Genomic DNA, 25904 nt, shown 5'->3' with positions numbered 1-25904 from the left:
GCAGTGCCACGTCGCTGTCTCGGCCCGAGCTTGACTCGCAGATCTGCGAGGGCGGCGTGTTGTGTGGTGCGTGTACCGTCCTGGTTTCGTTTTTACAAGCATTGGAGCTGTCGTGTCAGCCATTTATTGCGTTTTCGGTCACCCTGTCGCTCATTCTCGCTCGCCTGAGATCCACTACGCCTTCGCCGCGCAGTTCGACATGCCGCTGCGCTATGAACGACGCCTGGCACCGCTCGACGGATTCGCCGGCAGCGTGGCGGAGTTCATCGCCGCCGGCGGGCGCGGTGCCAACGTTACCGTCCCGTTCAAGCAGGAGGCGCTGGCACTGGCCGAGGTGGTCGCGCCGCGCGCGCGCCGTGCCGGTGCGGTCAATACGCTGAGCGTCGATGACCAGGGACGGCTGCATGGCGATACCACCGACGGCGTCGGGCTGGTGCGCGATCTCGAGCGGCTCGGCGCGCGTCTCGAAGGCGCGCGGATTGCGGTGCTCGGCGCGGGCGGCGCGGTACGCGGGGTGCTCGAGCCGCTGCTCGAGCGCCGTCCCCAGGCGCTGTTCGTCGCCAATCGCACCGCCGAGCGTGCCCGCCAGCTGGCTGAGCGATTCAATGGCCTTGGCCCGATCGCGGGAGGCGCCTTCGACCAGCTCGAGGGCCGCTTCGACCTGGTGATCAACGGCACCAGTGCCAGTCTCGGCGCCGAGCTGCCACCGCTGCCCGAGGGCATGTTCGCAGGCGAAGCGCTCGCCTACGACATGGTCTACGCCGCCCAGCCCACGGTATTCATGCGCTGGGCCGAGCAGCGGGGGGCGTGCAGCCACGATGGGCTCGGCATGCTGGTCGAGCAGGCGGCGGAATCGTTTTTCATCTGGCACGGCCTCCAGCCTGACACCGGTGCCGTGCTCGCCGGCATGCGCGGAGACACGGATGCGCAAGGCTGATCCGCCGACGCGCCCGGTTCAACCGCAGCTGGGCCGTCTACCCTCGCTCTGGGCCGCGCGATAGAGCGGCTCCGCGATGGAGAGGCGGTTCTGCAGTTCGGCGATGCGGCGCTGGCTGTCGGGGTGGGTGGAGGCCCATTCGGGTTGAGTCGCTCCCTGGGTGGCGCGCTCCATGTTGTTCCACAGCGTGATCGCCGCCTGCGGCTCGAAGCCCGCGCGCGCCATCAGATCGAGGCCGAGCACGTCGGCTTCGCTCTCCTGGCGACGGGAGTAGGGCAGCAGCACGCCGTATTGGGCGCCGAGCCCGAGCAGGCTGCCGAGCTGCTCGCCGCCCAGGCTCTGGGCCACGCCCAGCCCGTACTGGGTCAGCGTGGTGTTGGAGACCCGCTCGTTGGCGTGATGAGCGAGTACGTGGGCGACCTCGTGGCCGATGACCGCCGCGAGCTGGTTCTGGTCGGCGGCAACCCCGAGCAGGCCGCGATAGACGCCGATGTAGCCGCCGGGCAGTGCGAAGGCATTGACCTCGTCGCTATCGAATAGCCGTACCTGCCACTGGCTGTAGCCGCTCGAGGCCGGTACCTGGGCGGTGATCGCATCGGCGACGCAGCTCACGTAGTCGGCCTGCGCGCCCTGCAGCGTCGCGGTCTGTGCGCTGATCTCGGCGAAGGCGGCAGCGCCCTGGGCATCGAGCTCCTGGTTGGAGAACAGCGCCAGCTGCGAGCGGCCCTCGGGGCTGGTCACGCAGCCGGCGAGTAGTGCGATGGTGATGGTGAGGGAGGCAAGGCGTGCGCATTTGCGCGTGGGACGATAGCGGGGCATGAAGTCTTCCATCGAACAGGGGGCATCGAGTCGTGGGATGCTGCACTGTGACCCACTCCCCGGTGGGATTGCATTATGTTTGACTTAAAACTTCGAGTCAGCACGAAGCGTCGCTGACTATGGCCAACGATTCGCGACCGACCATTGGAGAGCCGATGAACGAGGAACTGAGCTCGCGCTTGATCGCGCTGCTGGCACGCATCGAGCCGTTGCTGCCCCCTGAGCACGCCGAGATCGACTGGCGACGTGACATCGCAGCACTTTGGGAGCGCCATCCGCTGGCGGGCGGACGCTTGGTGGCGGTATCGCCCCGCGATGACGTGAGCCTCGACGATCTGGTCGGCATCGAGCGGCAAAAGCGCGCGCTGCTCGACAACACCCGCGCCTTCATCGCCGGTCGCCCGGCCAACCATGCGCTGCTGTGGGGCGCGCGCGGTACCGGCAAATCCTCGATCATCCGTGCGCTGCTTAACGACCTGAGTGGTGAAGGGCTGCGTTTGATCCAGGTCGACCGCCATGACCTGGCGGGGCTGCCCGGGCTGGTGGCGAGGCTTCGCGACCAGCGCTACCGGTTCATCGTCTACTGCGACGATCTTTCCTTCGAAGCCAGCGATCACGCCTACAAGGCGCTCAAGAGCGTGCTCGACGGCACGCTCACCGGTCCGCCGGAGAACGTGCTGATCTACGCGACCTCCAATCGTCGCCACCTGCTGCCGGAGGCCGCGGTGGACAACACCGACACCCGGATCGTCGACGGCGAACTCCACCATGGCGATGCCGTCGAGGAGAAAATCTCGCTCTCGGATCGATTCGGCCTATGGCTCGCCTTCCATGCCTTCAATCAGGAGACGTTCCTCGTCGCCTGCGAGTATTGGGTCAAGTATCTCGAGGGAGACTGGAACGCGCAGGCCCGGGAAGAGGCGCTGCGCTACGCCACCCTGCGAGGGGTGCGCAGCGGCCGGGCCGCCTGGCAGTTCGCCTGCCAGTGGGTCGGCGCCGGCGCGTGAAGCGCGGCGCGGTAAAGGTGAATTGGCCCCTGCGCCAGTCAGTGGGCGGGGCTCAGCGCTTGCTGCGCCGCGCCTCGCGGGTGCGTGCGAGCTGGCGTGCCTTGGCTTTCTCCCGGTCGGTGGCGTCGGGGTTGGCGTCGAAGGGGTTGGCCCCCGAGCGGAACTCGAAGCGGATCGGGGTGCCGCGTACCTTGAGCACTTTGCGGAAGGTATTGATCAGGTAGCGCTTGTAGGCTTCGGGCAGCTGATTGATCTGGTTGCCGTGAACCACGATGATCGGCGGGTTGCTACCGCCCTGGTGGGCCATCTTGAGCTTGATCCGGCGGCCGTTGACCATCGGTGGCTGGTGCTCGGTGACCGCGTCCTGGAGCAGGGTGGTGAGGCGGTTGGTGGTCCAGTGCGCGGTGGCGCTCTTGAACGCCCGCTCGATCGAGGGGTAGAGATCGCCTACCGCGGTGCCGTGCAGTGCCGAGATGAAGTGCAGGTCCGCATAGTCGGCGAAGCCCAGGCGTCGCTTGATCTCGGTACGCATCTTCTCCTTCGCCTCGCTCTCGAGCCCGTCCCACTTGTTCACCGCCAGCACCAGCGCGCGGCCGGTATTGAGCACGTAGTCGAGCAGGTGGAGATCCTGCTCGACCAGGCCCGTGCGTGCGTCCAGCACCAGCACCGCGACGTTGCATGACTTGATCGCATCGAGGGTCTTGACGATGGAGAACTTCTCGGCGATCAGGCTTACGTTCTTGCGCCGGCGGATACCCGCGGTGTCGACCAGCACATAGGGCTTGCCGCGCCGCTCGAAGGGAATCTCGATCGCATCGCGCGTGGTGCCGGCCTCATCGAACACGACCACGCGCTCTTCGCCCAGCAGGCGATTGACCAGGGTCGACTTGCCGACGTTGGGACGACCGACCACGCCTATCCTGATGCCTTTGCCATCGAGCTCCGGGTGCGCCTCGGTATCGCTGGGCTCCGGAAATGGCTCGAGCACGAGCTCGATCAGCTGGGTGACGTTGCGTCCATGGGAAGCAGCGATCGGGTAGGGTTCGCCGAGGCCGAGGGCGTGGAACTCGACGGTGGCGGTCTCCTCGGGAAGGCCGTCGGTCTTGTTGACCACCAGCCAGGTCTTCTTCTGGTTGACCCGCAGGTGCTGGGCGATCGCCTCGTCGGTCGGCGTCAGCCCGGCGCGGGCATCGACCAGGAACAGCACGATATCGGCCTCGTCTATCGCCAGCAGCGACTGCTCCGCCATCGCCGCGTCGATGCCTTGCTCGTCGCCGCTGATTCCGCCGGTGTCGATCACCGTGAAGGGTTTTTCGCCGAGGCGGCCATTGCCGTACTGGCGGTCGCGGGTCAGCCCGGGAAAGTCGGCGACGATGGCATCGCGCGAGCGGGTCAGGCGATTGAAGAGGGTGGACTTGCCGACGTTGGGACGGCCGACCAGTGCGATCACGGGGTTCATTTCGATGCTCGAGATTGGCGCGGCCAGATCAACTGCGCTCTAGAATGTGGCTTCCCGGCCGAAATACGAGTCCGATGCGCGTGGCGATCGGTCGGCGGGCGGGGCGATTGGGAGTGAATGGTAGCGAAAAGCGCGGCGGCTATATAGGGGGCAGGGAATAGAGGCCGAAGGTGCCGGCGGGCGGAGCGACGTTCGCCGCTCCGCCTGGAGCTTACTGGGCGATGAGCTGGAACGCGACCAGTTTGCCCGAGTTGGACAGCGCATAGAGACGGTTGCCATCGCTCAGCAGCGGTACGCCGATACCGTCGCCGCCGATCCGCGCGCGGCCGTCCATCTCGCCGCTGCCGGCGTTGAGCAGGTGGACATAGCCTTCGTAGTCACCCAGCGCGATCTGGCCGTCGACGAATACCGGCGCGGTCAGCTGGCGGCCTTCGAGGCCATCCTGCTCCCACAGCGGCTCTCCGCTGTTGGCATCGAGCGCGTGGACGTGACTGCGCTCGTCGACGGTGAACAGCGTATTGCCCACTAGCAGCGGGGAGCGATAGCTCGACTGCTCCCGGCTCCACAGCGTCTGGCCGTTCTGCACGTTGACCGCTACCACCTGGCCATTGTAGCTGGTCACGAACAGCCGACCGTCAGGCGTCAGCACCGGCTGGCCGATCACGTCGGTGAGCTGCTGGACCTCGTTGGCCCCCTGGGGGACCGAGATGCGCATGTCCCACATCATCTCGCCGCTGCGGTTGTCGAACAGCCCGACCCGACCGTTGGCGAAGCCCGCGAAGGTGACCGGATCGATGGTGCGTGGAGTGCCGGTGCCTCGCAGGGTGAGGGTGGGCTGCGAGGCAGCGTAGAGCCAGCGCTGGTCGCCGGTGAGCTTGTCGAGCGCGGTGAGGGTGCCATCGACGCTCTGCACCACGATCAGGCTGTTGTTCGCCTGGGGCGTGGTCAGCACTTCGCTCGCGACCTGAGTACGCCAGACGATGTTGCCATCGCCCAGGCTCACCGCCAGCACTTCGCCCTTGCGCGTGCCGATGAACAGCCGCCCGGCGCTGACCGAGACCCCGGTCGAGACCGGCACGTGGAGTTCGCTTTCCCAGCTGACCTCGCCGCTCTCGGCGTTGATCGCCCGTAGCCGGCCCTCGGCGTTGACGGTATAGAGCACGCCTGCGTCGAGTGCGGGTTCGAGCGGATAGCGGGCGCGGCCCAGGTCGCCGATACCGCGCGACCACTGCTGGTCGAGGCGGACCTGCGGCTGGATGTCACCCAGCTCCTTGGGTGGCGGATCGGGTTTGACACCGCCGCCGCATCCTGCGAGCAGCATGGTGATACCGAGGGCGCACATCAGGCTGCGCATTGGGGTCCGCGAGTTCATGAAGCCTCCTGGGGCGCGAGATCGTCGAGCTTGAGCTGTACGCCATAGATCGGCAGGTCGTGCTGCTTGGCGAGATCGAGCGCCGTACGATAGGCGTCGCGCGCCTCGTCCAAGCGCCCCAGGCCCTGGAACGCGTCGCCGCGCACGTTGGCCTGTTGGGCGAGGAGCCCTTCGGGAAGCTCACCTTCGAGGTTCGCGAGCGCTTCTTCGTACTGCTGGCGGTCGACCTGGACCCGTGCCAGATCGAGACGCGCCACAGCCTTGACGTAGTCGTGCTTGGCACCGTCGATCACCTGCCTCAGGCTCGCCATCGCGGTGTCTGGGTCGTTGGCATCGACCGCCACCCGGGCCTGTATCAGGCGGGCGAGTTCGGCATAGAGCGTGCCGCCGTGGTCGTCGCTGAGCTGTTCGGCGAGCTGATCGACCTGAGCGCGCTGTTCGTCATCGAGCACGTTGAAGTCGCTGGTCAGTGCGATCAGCTGGTCGAAGGCTTGCGAGGCGGCCGCGGTCTGGTTGGCCTGATGGCTCTGCCAAGCGTTCCAACCGAATATCCCAGCGGCGGCCAGCAGCACGCCGGCCACCAGCGAGGTGCCGTGACGTTTCCACCAGCTCTTCAGCGCGTCGAGCTGTTCGTCGTCATCTCTTAAGTCTTGCGCCACGCATCGTTCTCCTGTCTGCGTACCGGCCGCGATCGCGGTCCGAGCCGATTCATCCGTGCCGCGCCAGTGCGGCGTCGTTCAGGCGCCTAGCTCCAGCGCCAGCCGCTCGACCAGCGCGGCCTGGGGAATGTTCTCCTGCTCGCGCTCTTCACGCAGGAACTTGATTCCCACCGTGCCGCGCTCGCACTCCTCTTCGCCGAGCAGCAGGGCGATACGCGCCCCGCTGCGGTCGGCCTTCTTGATCTGGCTCTTGAAGCTGCCTCCGCCGCAGTGCAGCTGCAGGCGCAGGGAGGGTAACGCATCGCGCAGCCGTTCGGCGAGTGGCAGTGCCCGCTGCTGCGCACGTTCACCCAGCGCGGTCAGATAGACGTCGAGGTGTTCGTGCACCGAGGCGGGCACCAGTTCGAGGGTCTCGAGCAGCAGCACCAGCCGCTCGATGCCTAGGCCGAAGCCGATCGCCGGGGTCGGCTTGCCGCCGAGCTCCTCGACCATGCCGTCGTAGCGGCCGCCGCCGCACACCGTGCCCTGGCTGCCCAGCGCGGTAGTGGTCCACTCGAATACGGTGCGCGAATAGTAGTCCAGGCCGCGTACCAGGCGCGGATTGATCACGTAGCGCACGCCGGTCTCGTCGAGGCTCGCCTTGAGCCGCTCGAAGTGGGCCTCGGACTCTGCGTCGAGATGGTCGAGCATGCGCGGCGCGCCGGCCAGCATCGCGGCCATCTCGGGATTCTTCGAGTCGAGCACACGCAGAGGGTTGGTGGTCAGCCTGCGCAGCGAGTCCTCATCGAGCACCTCGCGGTGCGCGTTCAGATACTCGACCAGAGTGGCGCGATAGGCAGCGCGGGCTTCCTTGGTACCGAGCGAGTTGAGCTCGAGGGTGACCTGGTCGGAGAGCCCCAACTCGCGCAGCAGTCGCGCTGAGAGCAGGATCAGTTCGGCATCGATATCGGGCCCTTCGAGATTGAAGATCTCGACGCTGAGCTGATGGAACTGGCGATAGCGCCCCTTTTGCGGACGTTCGTAGCGAAATACCGGGCCGGTGGTCCAGAGCCGCTGGGTCTGGTTGTGGGCGAGTCCATGCTCGATCACCGCGCGCACTATGCCGGCGGTGAACTCGGGGCGCAGGGTGACGCTCTCACCGTTGCGGTCGTCGAAGGTGTACATCTCCTTCTCGACCACGTCGGTCGCCTCGCCGATCGAACGGCGAAACAGCGCGGTCTGCTCGAGCACCGGCGCGCGAACCTCCAGGTACCCGTAGCGCGACAGCAGCCGCTTGAAGGTGTTCTCCACGTACTGCCAGACCGGAGACTGGTCTGGCAGCAGGTCGTTCATACCGCGAATGGCCTGTAGCTTACTCAATGTCGACTCCCGAAACGGCCTCGTCTGCGGCCTTGCTTCTGCTCATCCTGCTGCCACGCCTATCGATACGGTCGTCGTGGCTTGGATATTGGTTCATTCGCCGAGGGTGAATCTGGCGACGTTGCTGCCGCCGGTGCGCGCGGGCAGGTCCACGGGCTGGCCTCGGAAGCTGAGCGAGACGCCGCTGGCATTGCCGATCACCAGCCGCAGCGGTGGTGCGCCTTCCACCGAGCGCTCGCTGCCGGCGGGCTGAAGCCCCGTCAGCACCACCATGTTGTTGGCATCGCGAACCTCGACCCACGACGCCTCGCGGAAGCTCAACGACAGCACGTCTTCTCCGCTCGCGGCCGCCGATGCCTGCTCGTCCTGGCTCGGTGCGCTGCGGCTCTGGTTGCTCAGGGCCGCAGCCTCGCTCGCGGTGAGCTGGGCGCCATTGACGCCTTCGCCGACGTCGATCTGCAGGCCGTTGCCGCCGATTGCCTCGCTGGCCTCGGCGCCTGCGACCGCCAGTGCGGCGTCGAGATCGATGACCTCGCCGCTCAGCGAGGCAGCCGGTGCGACCGGTGCCGAAGGCGGCGTGGATGGCTCTTCTTCGAGCGCTTCGCTTGAAACATCGCTGCCGGGGGTGTTCTCGGCGAAATTGGGCAGTCCGTCGCGGCTTTGCCACCAGAGCGCGGTCAGCCCCAGCAGCACCAGCAGGATGATGACGGTGACCAGGCGGAACACCAGCTTGCCCAGGCGGCTCGGGCGGCGAACCGCCTGGATCGGGGTGGCCCGCAGCGCGTCATGGGTATCGCTCTTGCCGTGAATCGCATCGTGCGCCCTGAGGACTTCGGCCGCGTCTATGCCGACCAGGCGCGCATAGGCGCGCAGATAGCCGCGGCGATAGGCGGGCACCTGCAGCTGGTCGTAGCGTTCGCTTTCGAGATCGGAGATCAGCGAGGGACGCAGGTTGAGCTGAGCGGCGGCCTGTTCTATCCCCAGCCCCTTGCGCTCCCTGGCTTGGCGCAGCATGTCGCCGGCCGGCTGCGTCGGAGTCCTGGGTGCCGCGGAAGATGGCTGTTCGCTCATGCGAGATGTCCTTGTTGGGCGCGGTTACGGTTGATCGATGGCCGACGACGCAGGTTCGAGCGTATTCGGCGAGGCATCCGCAGTGTTTTCCAGGGCGTCGTGGAGCGCTCGCCCTTCGCGAGTAAGTCCCGCGAGGCGTTCATATTGCGTCAGCCGCGCGCGCGATGCACCCATGTCGCGCTCGGCATAGTCGAGATAGGCCAACGCCAGCAGTACCGTGGGCTGGTCGGGCGCGATGCGTTCGGCGAGATTCAGGCTGGCGCGCGCCGCTGCCGTTTCGCCGAGGTGCAGCTGGCACTGGGAAAGGTTGACCAGCACCCGCGCCCGCCCGGCATAGGTGGTGTCTTTAGCGGCGCGCTCGAGCTGCTCGCAGGCTTCGCCATAGCGCTGTCGCTCATAGAGTAGCGCTGCGTAGTTGTTGCGTACCGGGGTCTCACTGAGAATCTCGTCTGCGCCTCGCTGGTCGCGCCTGGGCAGTTCGAGCAGGGTACGCTGGTAGTAGCGTTCGGCGACCTCATCGTTGCCCGCGCGATGCTCGAGCAGGGCGATGCCGTGCAGTGCGGTAGGGTCGTGCGGGTCCTGCTCCAGCGCGCGCTCGAAGGCCTGCCGGGCGCGATCGCCTTCGCCTTGGCCGAGGTAGCCCATGCCCAGTTCGGCATAGGCCGAGGCGGCCCCTGGGTTTCGCCCATCCCCCGTCGACGCGACGGCGCAGCCGCCGAGCAGGGCGGCTAAGGCGAGGGCGGCCAGGCGGCCAGCTGGGAGACGGGGTGGAATCATCCGGTGGTTACCGTCGGCGAGCTAATGGACGTGGGGCGAGCATCATGGAATCGTCGCATCTCGGTGAAGTCAAGCCACGCAGTAGGCCACTTCAGTCTGCGTCGATCGAGAGGGTCTGGATGTAGCGCGCCTGACGGCGAGTTCGATCCTTGACCCGGCCGACCAGTTGGCCGCAGGCGGCGTCGATGTCGTCACCGCGGGTCATGCGTACCGGTGCGCTGTAGCCCTTCTCGAACAGCCACTGCTGGAAGCGCATCACCTGGTTGCGCGACGGCTTGGTATAGCCCGACCCGGGGAAGGGATTGAAGGGGATCAGGTTGATCTTGCAAGGAATGTTTCGAAGCAGTTCAGCGAGCTGCTCGGCGTGCTCGCGCTGATCGTTGATCCCGCTCATCAGGGTGTATTCGATGGTGATCATCCGGGTGTCGCCGCACTTTTCGAGATAGCGATGGCAAGCATCGAGGAGCTTCTCGATGTTGTACTTGCGGTTGAGCGGCACCAGGGTGTTGCGCAGTTCGTCGGTCGGCGCATGCAGCGAGATCGCAAGGCTCACGTCGAGCACATCGCCGAGGCGGTCGATCATCGGCACCACGCCCGAGGTCGAGAGCGTGACCCGGCGCTTGGACAGGCCATAGGCGTTGTCGTCGAGCATCAGTTTCATCGCGGCGACGACGGGATCGAAGTTCATCAGCGGCTCGCCCATGCCCATCATCACCACATTGGTGACCGGCTTGCGGCCGTCGGCGTAGGCGCCGCCGGTATGGGTCGCGATCCACACCTGGCCGATGATCTCGGCGCTGGTGAGGTTGCGGGCGAAGCCCTGTTTCCCGGTCGAGCAGAAGCTGCAGTCCAGCGAGCAGCCTACCTGCGAGGAAACGCAGAGGGTGCGGCGATTGCCATTCTCGGCCGGGATCAGCACGGTCTCGATCAGGCTGCCGCCCTCGGTTTCGACCACCCACTTGCGGGTCCCATCCTTCGATTCACCCTGATAGGCGATCGACGGTACGCGTACCTCGGCGACGCGCGCCAGCTTGTCGCGCAGCGCCTTGGAGATGTTGGTCATCGCGGCGAAGTCGATGACTCCTTCCTGATGGATCCATTTCATCACCTGGGCGGCGCGAAAGGCCTTCTCTCCGAGCTCGTCGAAGAACTGCACCATCTCCCCGTGGGAGAGGCCCAGCAGATTGAGCAGAGGAGTATCGGTGGTGGCGGTCGGTTGGGTCATGGTGGCGGGATGGGTCGCAGGGGAGGAGTGAGCGTCCGCCGGATGTCGGCGGACGCAGCGATGTCGATCAGCGCGGGCAGATCTCATCCGAGGAGAAGAAGTAGCTCACTTCGCGCGCGGCGGATTCGACGGCGTCGGAGCCGTGGACGGCGTTGGCGTCGATGGAGCTTGCGAAGTCGGCGCGAATGGTGCCCGGCTCGGCTTTCTTCGGATCGGTGGCGCCCATCAGGTCACGGTTCTTGAGTACCGCGTTCTCGCCTTCGAGCACCTGGATCATCACCGGGCCCGAGGTCATGAACTCGACCAGATCCTTGAAGAAGGGGCGCTCTTTGTGTTCGGCGTAGAAGCCTTCGGCCTTCTCGCGGGAGAGGTGGACCATCTTGGCGGCGACGATCTTGAGATCGGCGCGTTCAAAACGAGCGTAGATCTCGCCGATCACGTTCTTGGCAACGGCGTCGGGCTTGATGATCGAGAGAGTGCGTTCGGTCGCCATGAGGGCTCCTTGTCAGGTCTTGGGTGATCACCGCCGTTTCAGGGCGGTAAAGAGGTCGTTCGGATGGCCGCCAACCGCCCGTTGGAATGAAACGAGTGGGCTCGTGATCGGGCAAGGCTTGCGGCGGGTATACGAAGGCGCAGCATTATAGCCGTTCGCACCCGCCCTTGCATCCAGACGCGACGGGTCAGACGCTGAAGCTCTCGCCACAGCCGCACTCGTCCTTGACGTTGGGGTTCTTGAACTTGAACAGCTGGTTGAGCCCCTCGCTGACGTAGTCGACCTCGGTGCCATCGAGCATTTCCAACGCCTTCGCATCGATGACCACGCGTGCGCCGTGATCCTCGAAGGAGCGGTCATCGGGCGCGAGCTCGTCGGCGAAGTCGAGTACGTAGCTGTAACCCGAGCAGCCGCTCGGTTTGACCCCTACGCGCAGTCCCAGTCCCTGGCCGCGTTCGGCGAGGACGCGCTGGATCTGGCGCGCGGCGGCCTCGCTGATCGAAATGTGAGCCATGTCGCACTCCTAGGTTGCTTGGATTGATTATCGACGCGGCGACCGATGTCTTGAGCGAATCGCCGCGAAAATTCCGCTCAGGCCGACTGGGCGCGGCTGTCCGTGCGCAGTTTGTCCAGCGCCTCGCGGATGTCCTCGATCGCGGTGTCGATCTCGGTCGCGGTGCTGAACCGGCCGAGGCTGATCCTGAGTGTCGCCAGGGCGCGCTCGGTGGGCACGCCGAGCTCGGTGAGCACGTAGGAGGGAGCGACGCTCGCCGAGTTGCAGGCCGAGCCGGTGGACAGCGCCAGCCGGCGCAGCGCCATCACCAGCGCTTGGCCATCGACACCATCGAATCCGATGCTGAGGATGTTGGCCATGCCGTGGCCTTCAGGCACGCTGAGCCGGGCGCCCTCGAGCTCGCCCAGCCCTTCGAGCAGGCGCGTGCGCAGCTCGGCGATGCGCTGCATGTCGTCTCCGCGCTCGAGCTCAGCGAGGGCGAACGCCTCTCCCATGCCGACGATCTGGTGGGTGGCGAGCGTTCCCGAGCGCATGCCGCGCTCGTGCCCGCCGCCGTGGATCAGCGGCTCGATCCGCGTGTCGCGGCGAACGTACAGCGCGCCTATCCCTTTGGGACCGTAGATCTTGTGCGCCGAGAGCGAGAGCAGGTCGATCGGCAACCGCTCGAGATCGAGGGCCAGCTTGCCGGCGGCCTGGGCCGCGTCGACGTGGAAGACGGCGCCGTGGCGGTGGGCGATGTTCCCCAGCGCCTCGAGATCGTTCACCGTGCCGAGCTCGTTGTTCACTGCCATCAGCGAGACCAGGATGGTGTCCGGTCGCATCGCCGCTTCGAGCGCCTCGGGGCGGATGCGCCCGTCCGCCGACGGCTTGAGCCAGCTGACTTCGAATCCCTCGTTCTCCAGCGCATGCGCGGTATCGATCACCGCCTTGTGCTCGATGGTCGAGGTGATTAGGTGGCGACCGCGCGCGCGGTTGGCGCGCATGTAGCCGATCAGCGCGAGGTTGTCGGCTTCGGTCGCTCCGGAGGTCCAGACGATTTCGCGCGGGTCGGCATTGAGCAGGTCGGCGACCTGGCGACGGGCGCCCTCGACCGCTTGCTCTGCCAGCCAGCCGAGCATATGGCTGCGCGAGGCGGGGTTGGCGAAGGTGCCGTCGAGGCCCAGGTGGCGGGCCATCGCCTGCGCCACCCGTGGATCGACCGGGGTGGTGGCGGCATAGTCGAGATAGATCGGCGCAGATGACATGGGCGTGCTCGTGTTCCTGGTCGGCGGGAGGGCGACAATCCCCGTCGGCATCGGCTGAAATCCAGTCAGTTTACTTGGTCATGTAGATCAGCGCTTCATCGTCGATGTTCAAGCGCTGGCGCTCGGCGACCTGCTGGACGTCGCGGCGCGCAAGCAGATCGGAGAGGGTGATGCCATCGAGGAAGCCGTGGATCGCATCGGACAGGTCGCACCACAGATGATGGGTGAGACAGGTGGTGCCCTGCTGGCAATCGCCGCGCCCCTGGCAGCGAGTCGCGTCGATCGATTCGCTGACCGCGTCGATCACCCGGGCGATCGAGATCGCCGCGGGCTGGTCGCTGAGCCGGTAGCCGCCGCCGGGCCCGCGCACGCTGTTGACCAGGCCGGAGCGGCGCAGTCGAGCGAAAAGCTGCTCGAGGTAGGAGAGCGAGATTTCCTGGCGTTTGGAAATTTCAGCGAGACTGATGGGGCCACTATGGGCGTTGATCGCGAGGTCGAGCATCGCGGTGACTGCGTATCGTCCCTTGGTGGTCAGGCGCATTTTTATGGTTCCGGCGCAGTGGGAGCTCGAGGGAAAGCGTAACCAGCGCGATTTCGGGCTCCGGGAGTGAGTCGGTCTGGCGTCCCACGGCGCCCGCCGACCAGTCATGCGGGCTGATCGGCGGGCGCCGTGAGTGCAGTAAACGCATTCATTATGAACAAACTTGAGTTTTTTGGTCAACTTTTGGCCGGCGGCCCGGCTGCGGCACAATGGCGCACCTCCATGCTCGGGCTCAACGCTTGGCCAGGCGCTCTACGCTGGTGAGGATGCCGCGAAGGATGTTGGTCTCCATCTGGTCGAGCCGCGCACGCAGCAGCAGTCTGCGCAGGCGCGGGATCAGCTGGCGGGGCTGGGCCGGATCGTGGAAGCCGGTGAGTATCAGCGTGCGCTCGAGATGCTCGATCAGCCGTTCGACATCGGCATGGCTGGCCCGCGGGTTGTCCCATTCGACGCTCTCCATCGCAGTTTGCAGCGCCTGGTCTGCATCGAGGCGCTCGCCCAGTGGCGTCGACTCGTCGTCTCCGACGGCCTCGAGCCAGGCCTGGCGAGCCTCGTAGGCCATCAGCTGAACGGCGGCCGCGATGTTCAGCGAGCCGAACTCCGGATTGGTGGGGATGTGCACGTGGGCGTTGCAGTGAGCGAGCTCGTCGTTGGTGAGGCCAGTGTCCTCGCGGCCGAAGAGAATGGCGACTCGTGCCTCTTCGCCCGCGGCGGCGACTTCGTCGGCAAGCCTGGAGGAGAAACGTCGCGGCGTGATCATCGGCCAGGGCATGGTGCGGGTGCGGGCGCTGCAGCCGACCACCCAGCCTGCGTCGGACAGTGCTTCTTCCAGCCGCTGGTGGCGGGTGGCCGCGTGGATCAGCTCATCCGCGCCGGAGGCGCGGGCGACGGCCTCCGAGGTATAGGGATCGCAACGCGGAGCGACCAATGCCAGTTCGCGCAGTCCCATGGTTTTCATCGCCCTGGCGACCGCGCCGATATTGCCGGGATGGCTGGTGCCGACCAGCACGATACGCACGCGCTCGAGCCAGGCTGGAGGAGTGGGATGCGGGGCGCTAGGGTGGGGCACGATCTGTTTTCCTCGGTGTCGCGGTCGTTGCGGATTGGGGCTGCGCTATTCATGTCAGCGAATCATGTCAGCGAAGGCGGGAGTCTATCATGGCCTGGAGGTCTGGCTTTGGCTGCGGTCGGTCATGAGGTGGATGACCGCTGGGAAACAGTTCTGTTAGACTACGCGGCCTGTTCGCGCTCGCGAACGAACCCAGCTGCCAGTTCAATTCTTTCGTTTGTTCCGCTGCATATCCTGCAAGACGCCCGTGTCCACGGTCGTCTCGAGGCTGCCGGCGGTCGCTCTTTAACAGTTTCCCTGGTGAGTTCCGACCGACGCCGAGGCGTACGGAGGCTCGCTTTCTATCGATGGACGACAAACGCTATGCAACCGATGGTCGAATTTTCCCTGCGCGCTCTGCGCGGCGCCCAGGAACACTTCTTCCGCATTCGCGACAAGATCGACGTCGCGCGTGAGGACCGTTTGCTCGACAACATGCTCGAGGAGACCGCCCGCTTCGCCGAGCAGCAGATCGTCAAGCAGTTCGCCCGCGGCTATCCGCAGCACGGTATCTCGGGGCGCTTCACCCCGCATCGCGACGGTGAAGGGGATGGGCGCGACTATCATTGGAAGATCGAGCTCCAGCACGGCTACGCCAACCTCGCCGCCGGCTCCCCGGCCTGGGCGATGTCGATGGTCTGCCTCTACCAGGGACGCCCCGAGCACGCGGTGCTGCTCGTACCCTTCGCCGACGAGGAGTACCTGGTCAGCCGCGGTCGCGGGGTACAGTTCAACCAGCGCCGCATGCGCGTGCCGACGGTCTCCTCGGTCACCGGTGCCCGAGTCGCGCTGGGGCTGCCGGAGAGCTGGATGCGCAGCCGCTATCAGCCAGCCTATCTGAAGCTCGTCGAGGCGCTCGGCACCCAGGTCGATGTGCTGCGCGCCAGCGGCTGTTCGCTGCTCGATCTCGCTGAACTCGCCACCGGGCGGGTCGACGCCGCCTTCGCCCTCGGTCTCGACGACCATGACCTCAGCCTCGCCAGCCTGCTGCTCAAGGAGAGCGGTGCGCTGATCGGACAGCCCGACGGCTCGCCCCAGGTTGCCGCCGAGAAGGTGCTGATGGCCTCCGGCCAGCGTCTGTTCAAGCCGCTGATCCAGCTGCTCGCCCCGCGTCTTCGCGAGCTCTGATCACGCCGCACCGGATCGCGCAACACCCTGAAAAGGCCCCGCAAGGGGCCTTTTTCAGATTAATGACAAACCCCCTTTAGACTCAGCGACGCTTTCGATCCTGGCGAGTGGAGAACCGTTTTCGCTCCAACGAGCCTATCGCTCGTTTAGATGCGAGGGGCGGTCCCCTCGCGCTCCCCCTTGAGGGGGACGCGCCGCCACGAGATCGCGAAACCCTGGCCGATCAATCGCTTGTCCTCGGGTCGGCGCGCATGGACATCCCTGTCCGGGCGCGCCTTTTGCGACATCCATGTCGCAAACCCCGGTGCAATCGATTGCCGTCCAGCGCGCTCTCGGAGGCGGCTGGAAACCATCGTGGCATCTTCAAATACTTTGTCAGCAGTCTGTGAAAAGGCCCCGCGAGGGGCCTTTTTTCGGTTTTGGCTTACCGACTTAGCTCGCTTTTCACCCATGAGGGGGTGCGCGGTCAAACAAAAACCCCCGGCCAAATGGCGCGGGGGTCGATGGCGAAGAGCAGGGCGCCCTCAGGGCAGCTCCTCCTCCACCTCGGCGCGCTTGGTCGGGATCAGGTCCTCGCGCTTGAGGTTCATCAGCACCAGCAGCGCCGCCGAGACGTAGATCGACGAGAAGGTGCCGAGGAAGATGCCGATGATCAGCGCCAGCGAGAAGTTGTGGATCATGTCGCCGCCCATCAGATAGAGAGCGAACAGCACCAGCAGGGTGGTGCCTGAAGTCGCCACCGTCCTCGCCAGGGTCTGGTTGACCGCATCGTTGCACAGGCGCGCGATGTCGTTGCTGCGCGACTTTTGGATGTTCTCGCGGATGCGGTCGTAGATCACGATGGTGTCGTTCAGCGAGTAGCCGAGCACCGCCAGCACCGCGGCCATCACGGTGAGGTCGAACTCGAGGCCGAACAGCGAGAAGATCCCCAGCACGATCAGCACGTCGTGGGCGAGCGACACCACCGCGCCGATCGCGAACTTGTACTGAAAGCGCAACGCCAGGTAGATCATGATCCCACCGAGCGCCAGCAGCAGCCCGAGGCCACCCTGGTCGCGCAGCTGCTCGCCGACCTGGGCGCCGACGAACTCGGCGCGCACCAGCTGGACGTCCTCGCCGTGAGTCGATAAGGCCGATACGATCTGCGCGCCTACGTTCTCGCTGTAGTCCTGCTGGAGGCGCACCAGGATGTCGGTCTCGGCGCCGAAGGTCTGCACCGAGGCGTGGGCGTAACCTGCCTGGCCCAGGGCCTCGCGTACATCGTCGAGCTCGGGCGCCTGGGCGTAGTGAACCTCGACCTGGGTGCCACCGGTGAAGTCGAGACCGAGATTGAGCTGCTTGACGGCAAGCGAGCCGATCGCGATCACCGAGAGCAGGATCGAGACGATGTAGGCGATGTGGCGCTTGCCCATGAAGTCTATGAGTTTCATCGCGTCGTCCTCAGATCCAGAGTTTCTTCAGCGGGCGACCGCCGAAGGCCAGGTTGGTCAACGCGCGGCTGACCATCACCGCGGTGAAGACCGAGGTGATGATCCCGATCGACAGCGTCACTGCGAAGCCCTGTACCGGTCCTGTACCGATCGAGAACAGGATCACCCCGACCAGCAGGGTGGTGAGCTGCGAGTCGATGATCGAGGTGAAGGCGCGGTCGTAGCCGGCATGGATCGCCTGCTGGATCGCCATCCCGGTTCTCAGCTCCTCCCTGATCCGCTCGTAGATCAGTACGTTACCGTCCACCGCCATGGCCAGGGTCAGTACGATCCCGGCGATGCCAGGCAGGGTCAGGGTGGCGCCGAGGATCGACATGATCGCCATCAGCAGGATCAGGTTGACCACCAGGGCGAGGGTGGCGACCACGCCGAAGGCCTTGTAGCGAATGATCATGAAGGCCAGCAGCAGCACCAGGGCGAACAAGATCGAGGTGATTCCGCGGTCGATGTTCTGCTGCCCGAGGCTCGGCCCGATGGTGCGCTCCTCGGCGAAGTAGATCGGCGCGGCGAGCGAGCCCGAGCGCAGCAGCAGCGAGAGCTCCTGGGCCTCGGCTGGCGAATCCAGCCCGGTGATGCGGAACTGGTTGCCGAGTGCGCTCTGGATCGTCGCGAGGCTGATGATGCCGCGTTCGGTCCGGGTCTGGCGAGGAGCGTCCTCCGCCTGCCCTGGCGCGATCGGATCGGCAAGATGCTCGATGAACACCACCGCCATGGCGCGGCCGATGTTGGCGCGGGTGGCACGGTTCATCAGCGCGCCGCCAGGACCATCGAGGTTGATGTTGACCTGCGGACGGCCGTTCTCGTCGAACGAGCGGCTGGCATTGGAGACCCGGTCGCCGGTGATGATGACATCACGCATCACCGCCGCCTGGCGGTTGGGGTCGTTGCGGAACGGGATCGCTTCCTGGTCGCCCGCCGGCGTGTCCGGCAGCGCCTCGAGGCGGAACTCGAGATTGGCGGTGGCGCCGACGATGCGCTTGGCGGCGGCGGTGTCCTGCACGCCAGGCAGCTCGACCACGATGCGGCTGGGCCCTTGTCGCTGGACGATCGGCTCCGATACCCCGAGTTCATTGACCCGGTTGCGCAGGGTGGTGAGGTTCTGGTTGACCGCGTAGTCCTGCAGCTCGTTGATCGCCTGCGAGGTCATGGTCATCACCAGCGTCGAGGCGCGGCCCTGGTTCTGGGACGAGTAGCTGAAGTCCCGATACTGCGGCTGGATCAGCTGGCTTGCCCGGCTCAAGTCCTCGGGGCTGGCGAAGGTGAAGCGAATCTGGTTGCCTTCGACGCGATTGTCGCGATAGCGGATCTGCTCGTCGCGCAGGGTCTGGCGGATGGCGCTGGCGTTGCTGTTGAGGCGCTGCTCCAGCGCGCCTTGCATATCGACTTCGAGCAGGAAGTGCACGCCGCCACGAAGGTCGAGGCCGAGCTTCATCGGTGAAGCGCCGATCGCGCGCAGCCAGGAGGGCGTGGCGTCGGCGAGGTTGAGCGCGGTGACGTAGCCGGTGCCGAGGGTCTCGGCAATCAGGTCGCGGGCGCGCAGCTGCTGGTTGATGTCGTCGAGGCGGATCAGTCCGGTGCCGTCCGGTTCGATTTCGCCGCGCAGCACGCTGATGTTGGCCTGCTCGAGCGCCTCGACCGATCTATCGATGTCGGACTGGGAGATCGCGGCACCTCGGTCGCGGCTGATTTGCACCGCCGGCTCCTCTGGATAGAGGTTGGGCAGCGCATAGACCGCGCCGATGAGGAGCAATAGAAGTATCAGCAGGTACTTCCACAGAGGATAGCGATTCAGCATCGAGGCTTGGTCCTGGTTGCTGATGGAGACAGAGGGGATGCCGATCAGGGCGCGAGGATCGCCGTCGTCTCGTGTGCGGCGTGGCGATCGTCGCCGCGTCCCATCGAGGGACGCAGCGCCCGAACGATCAGAGGGACTTCAGGGTGCCCTTCGGCAGAACCGTGGCGACCGCGCTCTTCTGCACGTTGACTTCGGTGCCTTCGGAGATCTCGACGGTGACGAATTCGTCACCGACCTTGGTCAGGCGACCGACCAGGCCACCACCGACCACTACTTCGTCACCCTTGGACAGCTGGGACATCAGCTGCCGGTGCGCCTTGGCGCGTTTCGACTGCGGACGCCAGAGCAGGAAGTAGAAAATCAGCACGAAACCGACCAGCATGACGATCTGGGCGATCGCCCCGCCGCCGGCCCCGGCTTCCTGGGCGTGCGCCGATGAGATGAAGAAGTCGAGCATGACGTATCCTCTGATGATTGCGTTGAGGTGGAGTGGTTGTAGGTGGTTCGCACGGCCTGCGCGGCGCGGCGGACATCGCCGGGCTTGCCTCGATCACGGCTTCGCGGGCGACGCACGCGACCTGTCGGAGGCGTGCGTCGCCCGCGGCGAACCCGCGCGCCGAAGCCGCTTTCGTCCACCGCCCGGCGAGGCCGAAGTCACTCGGGAGCGGGAGTCGAAAGGCCCCGTCGCGCATAAAAGTCATCGACGAAGGCGGCCAATTTACCCGCTTCGATAGCGCTCCGCAAACCGGCCATCAGGCGCTGATAATGTCTGAGGTTGTGGATCGTGTTGAGCTGCGCACCGAGCATTTCTCCGCAGCGATCGAGATGATGGAGATAGCCGCGGGTGAAGTTCCTGCAGGTGTAGCAGTCGCAGTCCGCTTCGAGCGGCTCGGTCGAGTGGCGATGGGCGGCGTTTCTGATCTTGACCACCCCCTCGGCGGTGAACAGGTGGCCGTTGCGCGCGTTGCGCGTCGGCATCACGCAGTCGAACATGTCGACCCCGCGGCGCACCCCCTCGACCAGGTCCTCCGGCTTGCCGACGCCCATCAGGTAACGCGGCTTGTCTTCGGGCATCAGGGTCGGCAGGTAGTCGAGCACCTTGAGCATTTCATCTTTCGGTTCGCCCACCGAGAGGCCACCGATCGCCAGGCCGTCGAAGCCGATCTCGGCAAGGCCGGCCAGGGAGCGCTCGCGTAGGTCGCGATACATTCCGCCCTGGATGATCCCGAACAGCGCCGAGGGCGAATCCCCATGCGCCTCGCGCGAGCGCTTGGCCCAGCGCAGCGACAGCTCCATCGAGCGCTCGGCTTCATCATGAGTGGCCGGGTAGGGCGTGCACTCATCGAAGATCATCACGATGTCGGAGCCGAGCGAGCGCTGTACCGCCATCGACTCCTCCGGTCCCATGAACACCTTGGCACCATCGACCGGCGAGCGGAAATGCACGCCCTGTTCGGTGATCTTGCGCATCGCGCCGAGGGAAAAGACCTGGAAACCGCCCGAATCGGTGAGGATCGGGCGCTGCCACTGGGCGAAGTCGTGCAGGTCGCCATGGGCCTCGATCACTTCCACTCCCGGGCGCAGCCAGAGATGGAAGGTGTTGCCGAGAATGATCTCGGCTCCGATCGCCTCGACGTCCCGGGGTGTCATTCCCTTCACCGTGCCGTAGGTGCCCACCGGCATGAACGCCGGCGTCTCGACCGTGCCGCGGGGGAAGTGCAGCCGGCCGCGTCGTGCGCGGCCGTCCGAATGGATGCGCTCGAAGCGCATGAAGCATTGGTCTCTCATCGCTTACTCGGATTGACCGCCAGACGGCGAAAGGGCCGGCCAGGGATCTGGAAGGGTGCGGCGGGTCAGGAACATCGCGTCGCCGTAGCTGAAGAAGGCGTAGCCCTGCGCCACCGCCTCGCGATAGGCGCGCATGGTGGTGTCGAAACCGGCGAAGGCGCAGACCAGCATCAAAAGCGTCGATTCGGGCAGGTGGAAATTGGTCACCAGCGCATCGACGCAGCGCCACGCATAGCCGGGGCGGATGAAAATGTCGGTGTCGCCGCGATAGGGGGCGATCTCGCCGCTCGCCGCCGCGGTCTCGAGGCAGCGAACGCTGGTGGTGCCCACCGCGATCACCCGGCGGCCGGCCGCCTTGGCCGCGCGCACCTTGGCACAGGTGGTCTCGTCGACCTCGAGCCATTCGCTGTGCATGTGGTGTTCGGTGATGTCATCGACCCTCACCGGCTGGAAAGTCCCCGCGCCGACATGGAGAGTGACGAAGGCGGTCTCGACCCCGCGGGCCTCGAGCGCCGCCATCATCGCCTGGTCGAAATGCAGCCCCGCCGTAGGTGCCGCCACTGCGCCCTTATGGCGCGCGTAGACGGTCTGGTATCGCTCGCGATCACGCTCGTCGTCGGCACGTTCGATATAGGGCGGCAGCGGCATATGGCCATGTCGCTCGAGCAGCTCGAGCAGCGGCGTTTCGCCATGGAAGCGCAGCTCGAACAGCGCATCGCGTCGTCCCTCGACCACCGCCGTGACCCCGCCTTCGAAGTCCAGCTCGCTTCCCGGCTTCGGCGACTTGCTCGAGCGCAGATGCACCAGTGCCCGGTGGGCGTCGAGCGGCCGCTCGAGCAGGATCTCGACCCGCCCGCCGCTGCGCTTCTGGCCGTGCAGTCGTGCCGGCACTACCCGGGTATCGTTGAACACCATCAGATCGCCCGGCTGGACGCGCTCCAGCAGGTCTTTGAAGCGGCGATGCTCGAGCGATGCGAGATCACCGTCCACGCACAGCAGCCGGCAGTCGCTTCGCGACTCGGAGGGGTAGCGGGCGATCAGTTCGGTGGGGAGATCGAATTGGAAGTCGGAACGCTGCATCTGGAAGAATTGGCCGATCGGTTCGAGGGCCGCCGCGCGCAGCCCTGGAGAAGGGGCGACATGATAGACAATTCGCTCGAGGAAGTCATTGACGCTCCAGCACTTGGCCGTATAATGGCGTCGCTTCGAAGTGCCAGCGTGGCGAAATCGGTAGACGCAGCGGATTCAAAATCCGCCGGGGTAAAACCCGTGTCGGTTCGAGTCCGACCGCTGGTACCACTTCCTAGCCCTAGCTCCACCCCCACCCCTGTTGTTTTTTCTCCCATTCGGCTTTTTTCCCCTTTTCGATAGTCGTCTGCGATCCGGTTGGCGGAAATCCGCGACCGGGCATCGTCGATCCTGCGTCCATCGTCTTTCATCCATCGCCTTTCATCCATCGCCTTTCATCCATCGATAGCCACGCCGCAGCGCGGCAGGCGAACCCGCGCTCTTCTTCTTCGCGGCTCATACCAAAATCGGGCAGCCAGCTCGAGGCCTTGGTCCTAGACTCGATGGGACGATGCCCTGTGGCTGGCCGGCGGGTGATCGTCATCCCAGGGTGTGACGGAGGAGGCGAGGATGGCCGAGACCAGGCTCTACATGATGCAAACCGGCATGCTCGAGTGCCGTGAGTGCAACATCAAGATGAACCACTCACAGGCGCCCTATGAGATTCCAGTACCGTGGTACTTGATCACTCACCCCAAGGGCAACATCGTGATCGACGGCGGCTGCGCGGTGGAGTGCGCGCTCGATCCGGTGGCGCACTGGGGGGCGATCACCGAGGTCTACTGGCCGGTGATGAGCGCGGACGAGGGCTGCGTGGCCGCGCTCGAGGGGATGGGGATCGCGACGGAGTCGGTGCGCTACGTACTGCAGAGCCATCTGCATCTGGACCATACCGGGGCGACCGGGCGGTTCCCCAATGCCAAGCACATCGTCACCCGGCGCGAGTACGAATACGCCCATAGCCCCGATTGGTTCGCGGCCAATGCCTATATCGACGCCGACATCGATCGCCCCGGTATCGACTGGTTCCTGCTCGAGGATGGGGACGATGGCTACGATGTGTTCGGCGATGGTGTGGTGAGGTTCATTTTCACACCGGGCCACTCTCCCGGCCACGCCAGTTTCCTCATCCAGCTTCCCAGGCAGGGTGCCGTGCTGCTGGCCGTGGATGCCGCCTATACCACCGATCATTGGGACGAGAAGGCGCTGCCGGGCTTCGTCGCTTCGGCGACCGATGCGGTGCGTTCGGTGCGAAAGCTCAAGGCGCTGGCCGAGAAACACTCCGCACTGGTAGTGACCGGGCACGATCCCAGCGCCTGGCCCGGTTTCAAGCGCTCGCCCAGATACTATGACTGACCCATTGGGGCGGCGAGTCGCGACTGACAAAGGAGATCATCGATGAAGACCCGTGCGGCGGTACTGCGCCACGAAGGCGCCTCGCGACCCTACACCCTCAGTCAGCCGCTCGTGGTCGAGGAGCTCGAGCTCGACCCGCCTCGGCGTGGTGAAATCCTGGTCAAGGTGCGCGCCGCTGGCCTTTGCCACTCCGACCTGTCGGTGATCGATGGCAACCGCCCCAGGCCTTTGCCAATGGCGCTGGGTCATGAAGCGGCGGGAGAGGTGGTCGAGCTCGGCGAGGGGGTGAGCGGCTTCGAGGTGGGCGATCACGTGGCGCTCTCCTTCGTGCCCAGCTGCGGCGCCTGCCCTTACTGTCTGGCCGGGCGCGCGGCGCTCTGCTCGCCGGGTGCCCAGGCCAATGGCGAGGGCGTGCTGCTTGGCGGCGGCCGACGTCTGCATCGCGCCGGGCACTATCTCAACCATCATCTGGGCGTCTCCGGCTTCTCCGAGTATCTGGTCGCTTCTGAGAAGTCGGCGGTGCGCATCGATCCGAGCCTTGAGTTCCGGATCGCGGCCGTATTCGGCTGTGCGGTGCTCACCGGCGTCGGGGCCTTGCTGCACACGGCGAAGCTGAGAGCGGGGCAGTCGGTGCTGGTCGTTGGGCTTGGCGGCGTCGGCCTGTCCGCGGTGCTCGGCGCCTTGGCGAGCGGTGCACGGCAGGTGATCGCCGCCGACGTCAATCCAGCCAAGCTGGAGCAGGCGAAGGCCTTCGGTGCCACGGCAGTGATCGACAGCAGCGATCCCCAGGCCCTGGCGCGGGTGCGGGAACTGAGCGCTGGCGGTGTCGACGTCGCTGCCGATTTCGCCGGCGCCGCGAAGGCGCTGGAGTTCGCCTTCGCCGCCACCGGCAAGGGTGGGGTCACCGTCACCGCCGGGCTGCCGCATCCGAGCACCCGTTTCGCCTTGAGTCCGGTCCAGTTGGTGGCCGAGGAGCGCCGCCTGCTCGGCTCCTATCTCGGCGGGCACGTGCCGTCGCTCGACATTCCCGAGTACATCGGCATGTACCAGGCGGGTGTGCTTCCGGTCGACAAGCTGATTACCCATACGCTGAAACTCGACGAGATCAATCTTGGTTTCGAGCGCCTGGCCGGGGGAGAGGCAATTCGCCAGATCGTACTGTTCGACTGATCCGGACCGGATCGCCGCGCGCTACAGCGTGCTGACCCAGCCGACGTGGGTGGGCTCGTGCTGGGCATGCGTTCTTTGGGCGAACTGGGTGCGCAGCTCGCGGCGAATCTCCCTCGGTGGTTCGCCATAGTGCTGGATGAAGTGATGGCGCAGCACGCTCGGTTCCAGGCCACTGCGCCGTGAGATCGAGGAAAGGCTCAAGTGGCGCATGCTGGGATCACGCATCATACGCTGCGCCATCGCCAGGCGGCGGTTGCGGATGAAGCAGGCGACCCCGCCGAGCGGTTCGAACAGGCGATAGAGGCTCGCACGCGATAGCGCGAAGCGCTTGCAGAGGATTTCCACCGTCAGCTGGGTGGCAAGATGGGACTCGATGAACAGGCACACCTGCTCGAGTTTGGTACTGTGCTCGAAGGGGGAGTCGAGTGCCTTGCCGCTGAGCAGCGCCAGCGTTTCGATGATCAGGTTGGAGGCCCCCTTGCCGACACCCTTCACCTCCATCTCCGTCATTTGATCGAACAGCGCGAGCATCGTTGCGAGATGCCCACGCAGCATGCGGTTGAGGGGGCTGGCGGCGTGCAGGCAGTGGCCATGAAGCGGTGCGATATCGACCGAAAACGCCATCGAGCTCTTCGGCAGTATGAAGTACTGGTAGGTGCAAGGGCCGCAACTCCCTGCGCGGATGCCGATCGAAATCGGCTGCGACATGTCCTGGATCAGGATATCGCCTTGCCCCACTTCGAAGCGACGTCCGCGACACTGGCAGTCGAGCCCACCGACCAGGACGATGAACAGCAGCACATGGTCGGGCACGGCGAACAAGTTGCCCTGTCGCCTTTGAATGTCGTGTTCGCTTGAAGTGAGAATCCCACCGATCAATTGGTCGAAATGATAGCCGGTGACACACCAATCGAAAGTTGAAAAGTTGCTCTTGGGGAGTATCAGGGATAAGCCTGCCGAGGATAGACCGTCTTCCCATTCGTAATATCGCTCGTCGATGTCGCTGTAACGGCTGGCGGCGTCGACGATTTTCCGCTGCGTGGCTGGATCGCTCATGGCGGCTGATCCCCAAGAGGAGAGGCAGGTGGGATGAGCATGACGACTTGGTCGCTCGATTATTTTTTTACGTTGGTAATGCTTTTATTAAGTTCTGGGTCGGGATTTGGACTTTTCTACCGCTTCTGTTTGCATGTTGTTTTTATATTTGAAGACTTTATGGCAGTCGTGGCAGTGATGATAGTGGCGTAAGCGCATCAAGCGGCCAAAGATGCTGCGAGGCAGCGCTTCCACTCCATAGCTGCCACAGAAAGGGCATCTTTTCATCGCTTCGTTTCACTTTGAGATGAGCTGCTTGAGAGAGACGTACACCTTAGGGCGATCTAGGATGTGTCCAGCGCCGCATTGTTGTAAACGGACTGTAAGTAGGTTGATACAATTCAACTGAAAGTGGGCACGTTTACTCGTTTAGGGCATCTGCGCATGGATCGCTCGACGTGAGGTGTGCAAGCGCGCCATACTGTACTG

24 protein-coding genes and 1 tRNA gene are annotated in these 25904 nt (G+C 65.2%); 6 read left to right on the top strand and 19 right to left on the bottom strand.

Annotated features, from left to right (window positions below; genetic code table 11):
- Positions 1-112: 112 nt before the first annotated feature.
- Entirely contained in the window at positions 113-937 is an 825-nt protein-coding gene (aroE, locus tag Q376_RS0107005; protein ID WP_027349721.1) for a shikimate dehydrogenase, read from the top strand.
- Between the two features lie 18 nt (positions 938-955).
- On the opposite strand, the gene Q376_RS0107000 is transcribed toward aroE, so the two are convergent.
- The gene (locus Q376_RS0107000; protein ID WP_052365038.1) at positions 956-1756 is read right to left on the bottom strand and encodes a M48 family metallopeptidase; all 801 of its coding nucleotides are present in this window, start codon (positions 1754-1756) and stop codon (positions 956-958) included.
- A gap of 155 nt (positions 1757-1911) precedes the next feature.
- Here Q376_RS0107000 and Q376_RS0106995 point away from each other — a divergent pair, with 155 nt between their 5' ends.
- Positions 1912-2763, top strand: a complete 852-nt coding sequence (locus Q376_RS0106995; protein ID WP_027349719.1) for an ATP-binding protein — start codon at positions 1912-1914, stop codon at positions 2761-2763.
- A 52-nt stretch (positions 2764-2815) separates the two neighbouring features.
- Here the strand turns inward: Q376_RS0106995 and der are convergent, their stop codons facing one another.
- The 12 genes from der to Q376_RS0106935 form a co-directional block, all read right to left on the bottom strand.
- On the bottom strand, positions 2816-4222 hold the full coding sequence (gene der, locus Q376_RS0106990; protein WP_027349718.1) for a ribosome biogenesis GTPase Der: 1407 nt from the start codon (positions 4220-4222) through the stop codon (positions 2816-2818).
- A 211-nt stretch (positions 4223-4433) separates the two neighbouring features.
- Complete coding sequence (bamB, locus tag Q376_RS0106985) at positions 4434-5594, bottom strand: outer membrane protein assembly factor BamB (protein ID WP_027349717.1); 1161 nt, start codon at positions 5592-5594, stop codon at positions 4434-4436.
- Complete coding sequence (locus Q376_RS0106980; RefSeq protein WP_027349716.1) at positions 5591-6253, bottom strand: YfgM family protein; 663 nt, start codon at positions 6251-6253, stop codon at positions 5591-5593. The genes bamB and Q376_RS0106980 overlap by 4 nt, the downstream gene beginning before the upstream one ends.
- Positions 6254-6331: 78 nt before the next feature.
- Positions 6332-7612 (bottom strand): histidine--tRNA ligase, encoded by a 1281-nt coding sequence (gene hisS / locus Q376_RS0106975; RefSeq protein ID WP_027349715.1) that lies wholly within the window; start codon positions 7610-7612, stop codon positions 6332-6334.
- Between the two features lie 93 nt (positions 7613-7705).
- The gene (locus Q376_RS0106970; protein ID WP_027349714.1) at positions 7706-8683 is read right to left on the bottom strand and encodes a RodZ domain-containing protein; all 978 of its coding nucleotides are present in this window, start codon (positions 8681-8683) and stop codon (positions 7706-7708) included.
- A 24-nt stretch (positions 8684-8707) separates the two neighbouring features.
- On the bottom strand, positions 8708-9460 hold the full coding sequence (locus tag Q376_RS21690; protein ID WP_081803435.1) for a tetratricopeptide repeat protein: 753 nt from the start codon (positions 9458-9460) through the stop codon (positions 8708-8710).
- Between the two features lie 91 nt (positions 9461-9551).
- On the bottom strand, positions 9552-10685 hold the full coding sequence (rlmN, locus tag Q376_RS0106960) for a dual-specificity RNA methyltransferase RlmN (RefSeq protein ID WP_043446617.1): 1134 nt from the start codon (positions 10683-10685) through the stop codon (positions 9552-9554).
- Between the two features lie 67 nt (positions 10686-10752).
- Entirely contained in the window at positions 10753-11178 is a 426-nt protein-coding gene (gene ndk / locus Q376_RS0106955) for a nucleoside-diphosphate kinase (protein ID WP_027349712.1), read from the bottom strand.
- Positions 11179-11365: 187 nt separating this feature from the next.
- A complete protein-coding gene (gene iscA, locus Q376_RS0106950) occupies positions 11366-11692 on the bottom strand; it encodes an iron-sulfur cluster assembly protein IscA (RefSeq protein ID WP_027349711.1) in 327 nt (108 codons plus the stop codon).
- 77 nt (positions 11693-11769) lie between these two features.
- On the bottom strand, positions 11770-12936 hold the full coding sequence (locus Q376_RS0106945) for an aminotransferase class V-fold PLP-dependent enzyme (protein ID WP_027349710.1): 1167 nt from the start codon (positions 12934-12936) through the stop codon (positions 11770-11772).
- A 70-nt stretch (positions 12937-13006) separates the two neighbouring features.
- Positions 13007-13477 (bottom strand): Fe-S cluster assembly transcriptional regulator IscR, encoded by a 471-nt coding sequence (gene iscR, locus Q376_RS21685; RefSeq protein ID WP_043446614.1) that lies wholly within the window; start codon positions 13475-13477, stop codon positions 13007-13009.
- Between the two features lie 232 nt (positions 13478-13709).
- Positions 13710-14549, bottom strand: coding sequence for an RNA methyltransferase (locus tag Q376_RS0106935; protein WP_425402425.1), 840 nt, complete (start codon positions 14547-14549; stop codon positions 13710-13712).
- Positions 14550-14909: 360 nt separating this feature from the next.
- Between Q376_RS0106935 and Q376_RS0106930 the strand changes: the two genes are divergently transcribed.
- Positions 14910-15713: an inositol monophosphatase family protein gene (locus Q376_RS0106930; protein ID WP_027349708.1), complete on the top strand. Its 804-nt coding sequence runs from the start codon at positions 14910-14912 to the stop codon at positions 15711-15713.
- A gap of 524 nt (positions 15714-16237) precedes the next feature.
- Here the strand turns inward: Q376_RS0106930 and secF are convergent.
- From secF to queA, 5 genes are all read right to left on the bottom strand, one after another.
- A complete protein-coding gene (secF, locus tag Q376_RS0106920) occupies positions 16238-17143 on the bottom strand; it encodes a protein translocase subunit SecF (RefSeq protein WP_027349707.1) in 906 nt (301 codons plus the stop codon).
- Positions 17144-17153: 10 nt separating this feature from the next.
- Positions 17154-18998, bottom strand: coding sequence for a protein translocase subunit SecD (secD, locus tag Q376_RS0106915; protein WP_027349706.1), 1845 nt, complete (start codon positions 18996-18998; stop codon positions 17154-17156).
- A 127-nt stretch (positions 18999-19125) separates the two neighbouring features.
- Positions 19126-19455, bottom strand: coding sequence for a preprotein translocase subunit YajC (gene yajC, locus Q376_RS0106910; RefSeq protein WP_027349705.1), 330 nt, complete (start codon positions 19453-19455; stop codon positions 19126-19128).
- A gap of 197 nt (positions 19456-19652) precedes the next feature.
- Positions 19653-20768 (bottom strand): tRNA guanosine(34) transglycosylase Tgt, encoded by a 1116-nt coding sequence (gene tgt, locus Q376_RS0106905; protein WP_027349704.1) that lies wholly within the window; start codon positions 20766-20768, stop codon positions 19653-19655.
- A gap of 21 nt (positions 20769-20789) precedes the next feature.
- A complete protein-coding gene (queA, locus tag Q376_RS21680; protein WP_052365037.1) occupies positions 20790-21866 on the bottom strand; it encodes a tRNA preQ1(34) S-adenosylmethionine ribosyltransferase-isomerase QueA in 1077 nt (358 codons plus the stop codon).
- A 132-nt stretch (positions 21867-21998) separates the two neighbouring features.
- On the opposite strand from queA, the gene Q376_RS0106895 reads away from it, so the two are divergent.
- The 3 genes from Q376_RS0106895 to Q376_RS0106885 all read left to right on the top strand — a co-directional run bounded on the left by Q376_RS0106895 (position 21999) and on the right by Q376_RS0106885 (position 24380).
- Positions 21999-22085, top strand: a tRNA-Leu gene (locus Q376_RS0106895).
- Positions 22086-22424: 339 nt separating this feature from the next.
- Positions 22425-23210: an AttM family quorum-quenching N-acyl homoserine lactonase gene (gene attM / locus Q376_RS0106890; RefSeq protein ID WP_027349703.1), complete on the top strand. Its 786-nt coding sequence runs from the start codon at positions 22425-22427 to the stop codon at positions 23208-23210.
- Between the two features lie 42 nt (positions 23211-23252).
- Entirely contained in the window at positions 23253-24380 is a 1128-nt protein-coding gene (locus tag Q376_RS0106885; RefSeq protein WP_027349702.1) for a zinc-dependent alcohol dehydrogenase family protein, read from the top strand.
- A gap of 21 nt (positions 24381-24401) precedes the next feature.
- On the opposite strand, the gene Q376_RS0106880 is transcribed toward Q376_RS0106885, so the two are convergent.
- Positions 24402-25436, bottom strand: coding sequence for an AraC family transcriptional regulator (locus tag Q376_RS0106880; RefSeq protein ID WP_027349701.1), 1035 nt, complete (start codon positions 25434-25436; stop codon positions 24402-24404).
- Positions 25437-25904: the final 468 nt, after the last annotated feature.

It is taken from the genome of Halotalea alkalilenta DSM 17697, assembly GCF_000621205.1.
Classification (GTDB): domain Bacteria; phylum Pseudomonadota; class Gammaproteobacteria; order Pseudomonadales; family Halomonadaceae; genus Halotalea; species Halotalea alkalilenta.
Note: the sequence above shows the minus strand (reverse complement) of the source record. Positions and strands in the feature narration are given on the sequence as shown.

Excerpts from the sequence above, each read along its gene's own strand:
- secF (WP_027349707.1), bottom strand. The coding sequence starts at position 17,143 with ATGAAACTCATAGACTTCATGGGCAAGCGCCACATCGCCTACATCGTC.
- tgt (WP_027349704.1), bottom strand. The coding sequence starts at position 20,768 with ATGCGCTTCGAGCGCATCCATTCGGACGGCCGCGCACGACGCGGCCGG.
- secD (WP_027349706.1), bottom strand. The coding sequence starts at position 18,998 with ATGCTGAATCGCTATCCTCTGTGGAAGTACCTGCTGATACTTCTATTG.
- iscR (WP_043446614.1), bottom strand. The coding sequence starts at position 13,477 with ATGCGCCTGACCACCAAGGGACGATACGCAGTCACCGCGATGCTCGAC.
- yajC (WP_027349705.1), bottom strand. The coding sequence starts at position 19,455 with ATGCTCGACTTCTTCATCTCATCGGCGCACGCCCAGGAAGCCGGGGCC.
- attM (WP_027349703.1), top strand. The coding sequence starts at position 22,425 with ATGGCCGAGACCAGGCTCTACATGATGCAAACCGGCATGCTCGAGTGC.
- rlmN (WP_043446617.1), bottom strand. The coding sequence starts at position 10,685 with ATGACCCAACCGACCGCCACCACCGATACTCCTCTGCTCAATCTGCTG.
- bamB (WP_027349717.1), bottom strand. The coding sequence starts at position 5,594 with ATGAACTCGCGGACCCCAATGCGCAGCCTGATGTGCGCCCTCGGTATC.
- ndk (WP_027349712.1), bottom strand. The coding sequence starts at position 11,178 with ATGGCGACCGAACGCACTCTCTCGATCATCAAGCCCGACGCCGTTGCC.
- der (WP_027349718.1), bottom strand. The coding sequence starts at position 4,222 with ATGAACCCCGTGATCGCACTGGTCGGCCGTCCCAACGTCGGCAAGTCC.
- Q376_RS0107000 (WP_052365038.1), bottom strand. The coding sequence starts at position 1,756 with ATGCCCCGCTATCGTCCCACGCGCAAATGCGCACGCCTTGCCTCCCTC.
- Q376_RS0106995 (WP_027349719.1), top strand. The coding sequence starts at position 1,912 with ATGAACGAGGAACTGAGCTCGCGCTTGATCGCGCTGCTGGCACGCATC.
- Q376_RS0106945 (WP_027349710.1), bottom strand. The coding sequence starts at position 12,936 with ATGTCATCTGCGCCGATCTATCTCGACTATGCCGCCACCACCCCGGTC.
- iscA (WP_027349711.1), bottom strand. The coding sequence starts at position 11,692 with ATGGCTCACATTTCGATCAGCGAGGCCGCCGCGCGCCAGATCCAGCGC.
- Q376_RS0106880 (WP_027349701.1), bottom strand. The coding sequence starts at position 25,436 with ATGAGCGATCCAGCCACGCAGCGGAAAATCGTCGACGCCGCCAGCCGT.
- Q376_RS0106930 (WP_027349708.1), top strand. The coding sequence starts at position 14,910 with ATGCAACCGATGGTCGAATTTTCCCTGCGCGCTCTGCGCGGCGCCCAG.
- Q376_RS21690 (WP_081803435.1), bottom strand. The coding sequence starts at position 9,460 with ATGATTCCACCCCGTCTCCCAGCTGGCCGCCTGGCCGCCCTCGCCTTA.
- Q376_RS0106885 (WP_027349702.1), top strand. The coding sequence starts at position 23,253 with ATGAAGACCCGTGCGGCGGTACTGCGCCACGAAGGCGCCTCGCGACCC.
- queA (WP_052365037.1), bottom strand. The coding sequence starts at position 21,866 with ATGCAGCGTTCCGACTTCCAATTCGATCTCCCCACCGAACTGATCGCC.
- Q376_RS0106970 (WP_027349714.1), bottom strand. The coding sequence starts at position 8,683 with ATGAGCGAACAGCCATCTTCCGCGGCACCCAGGACTCCGACGCAGCCG.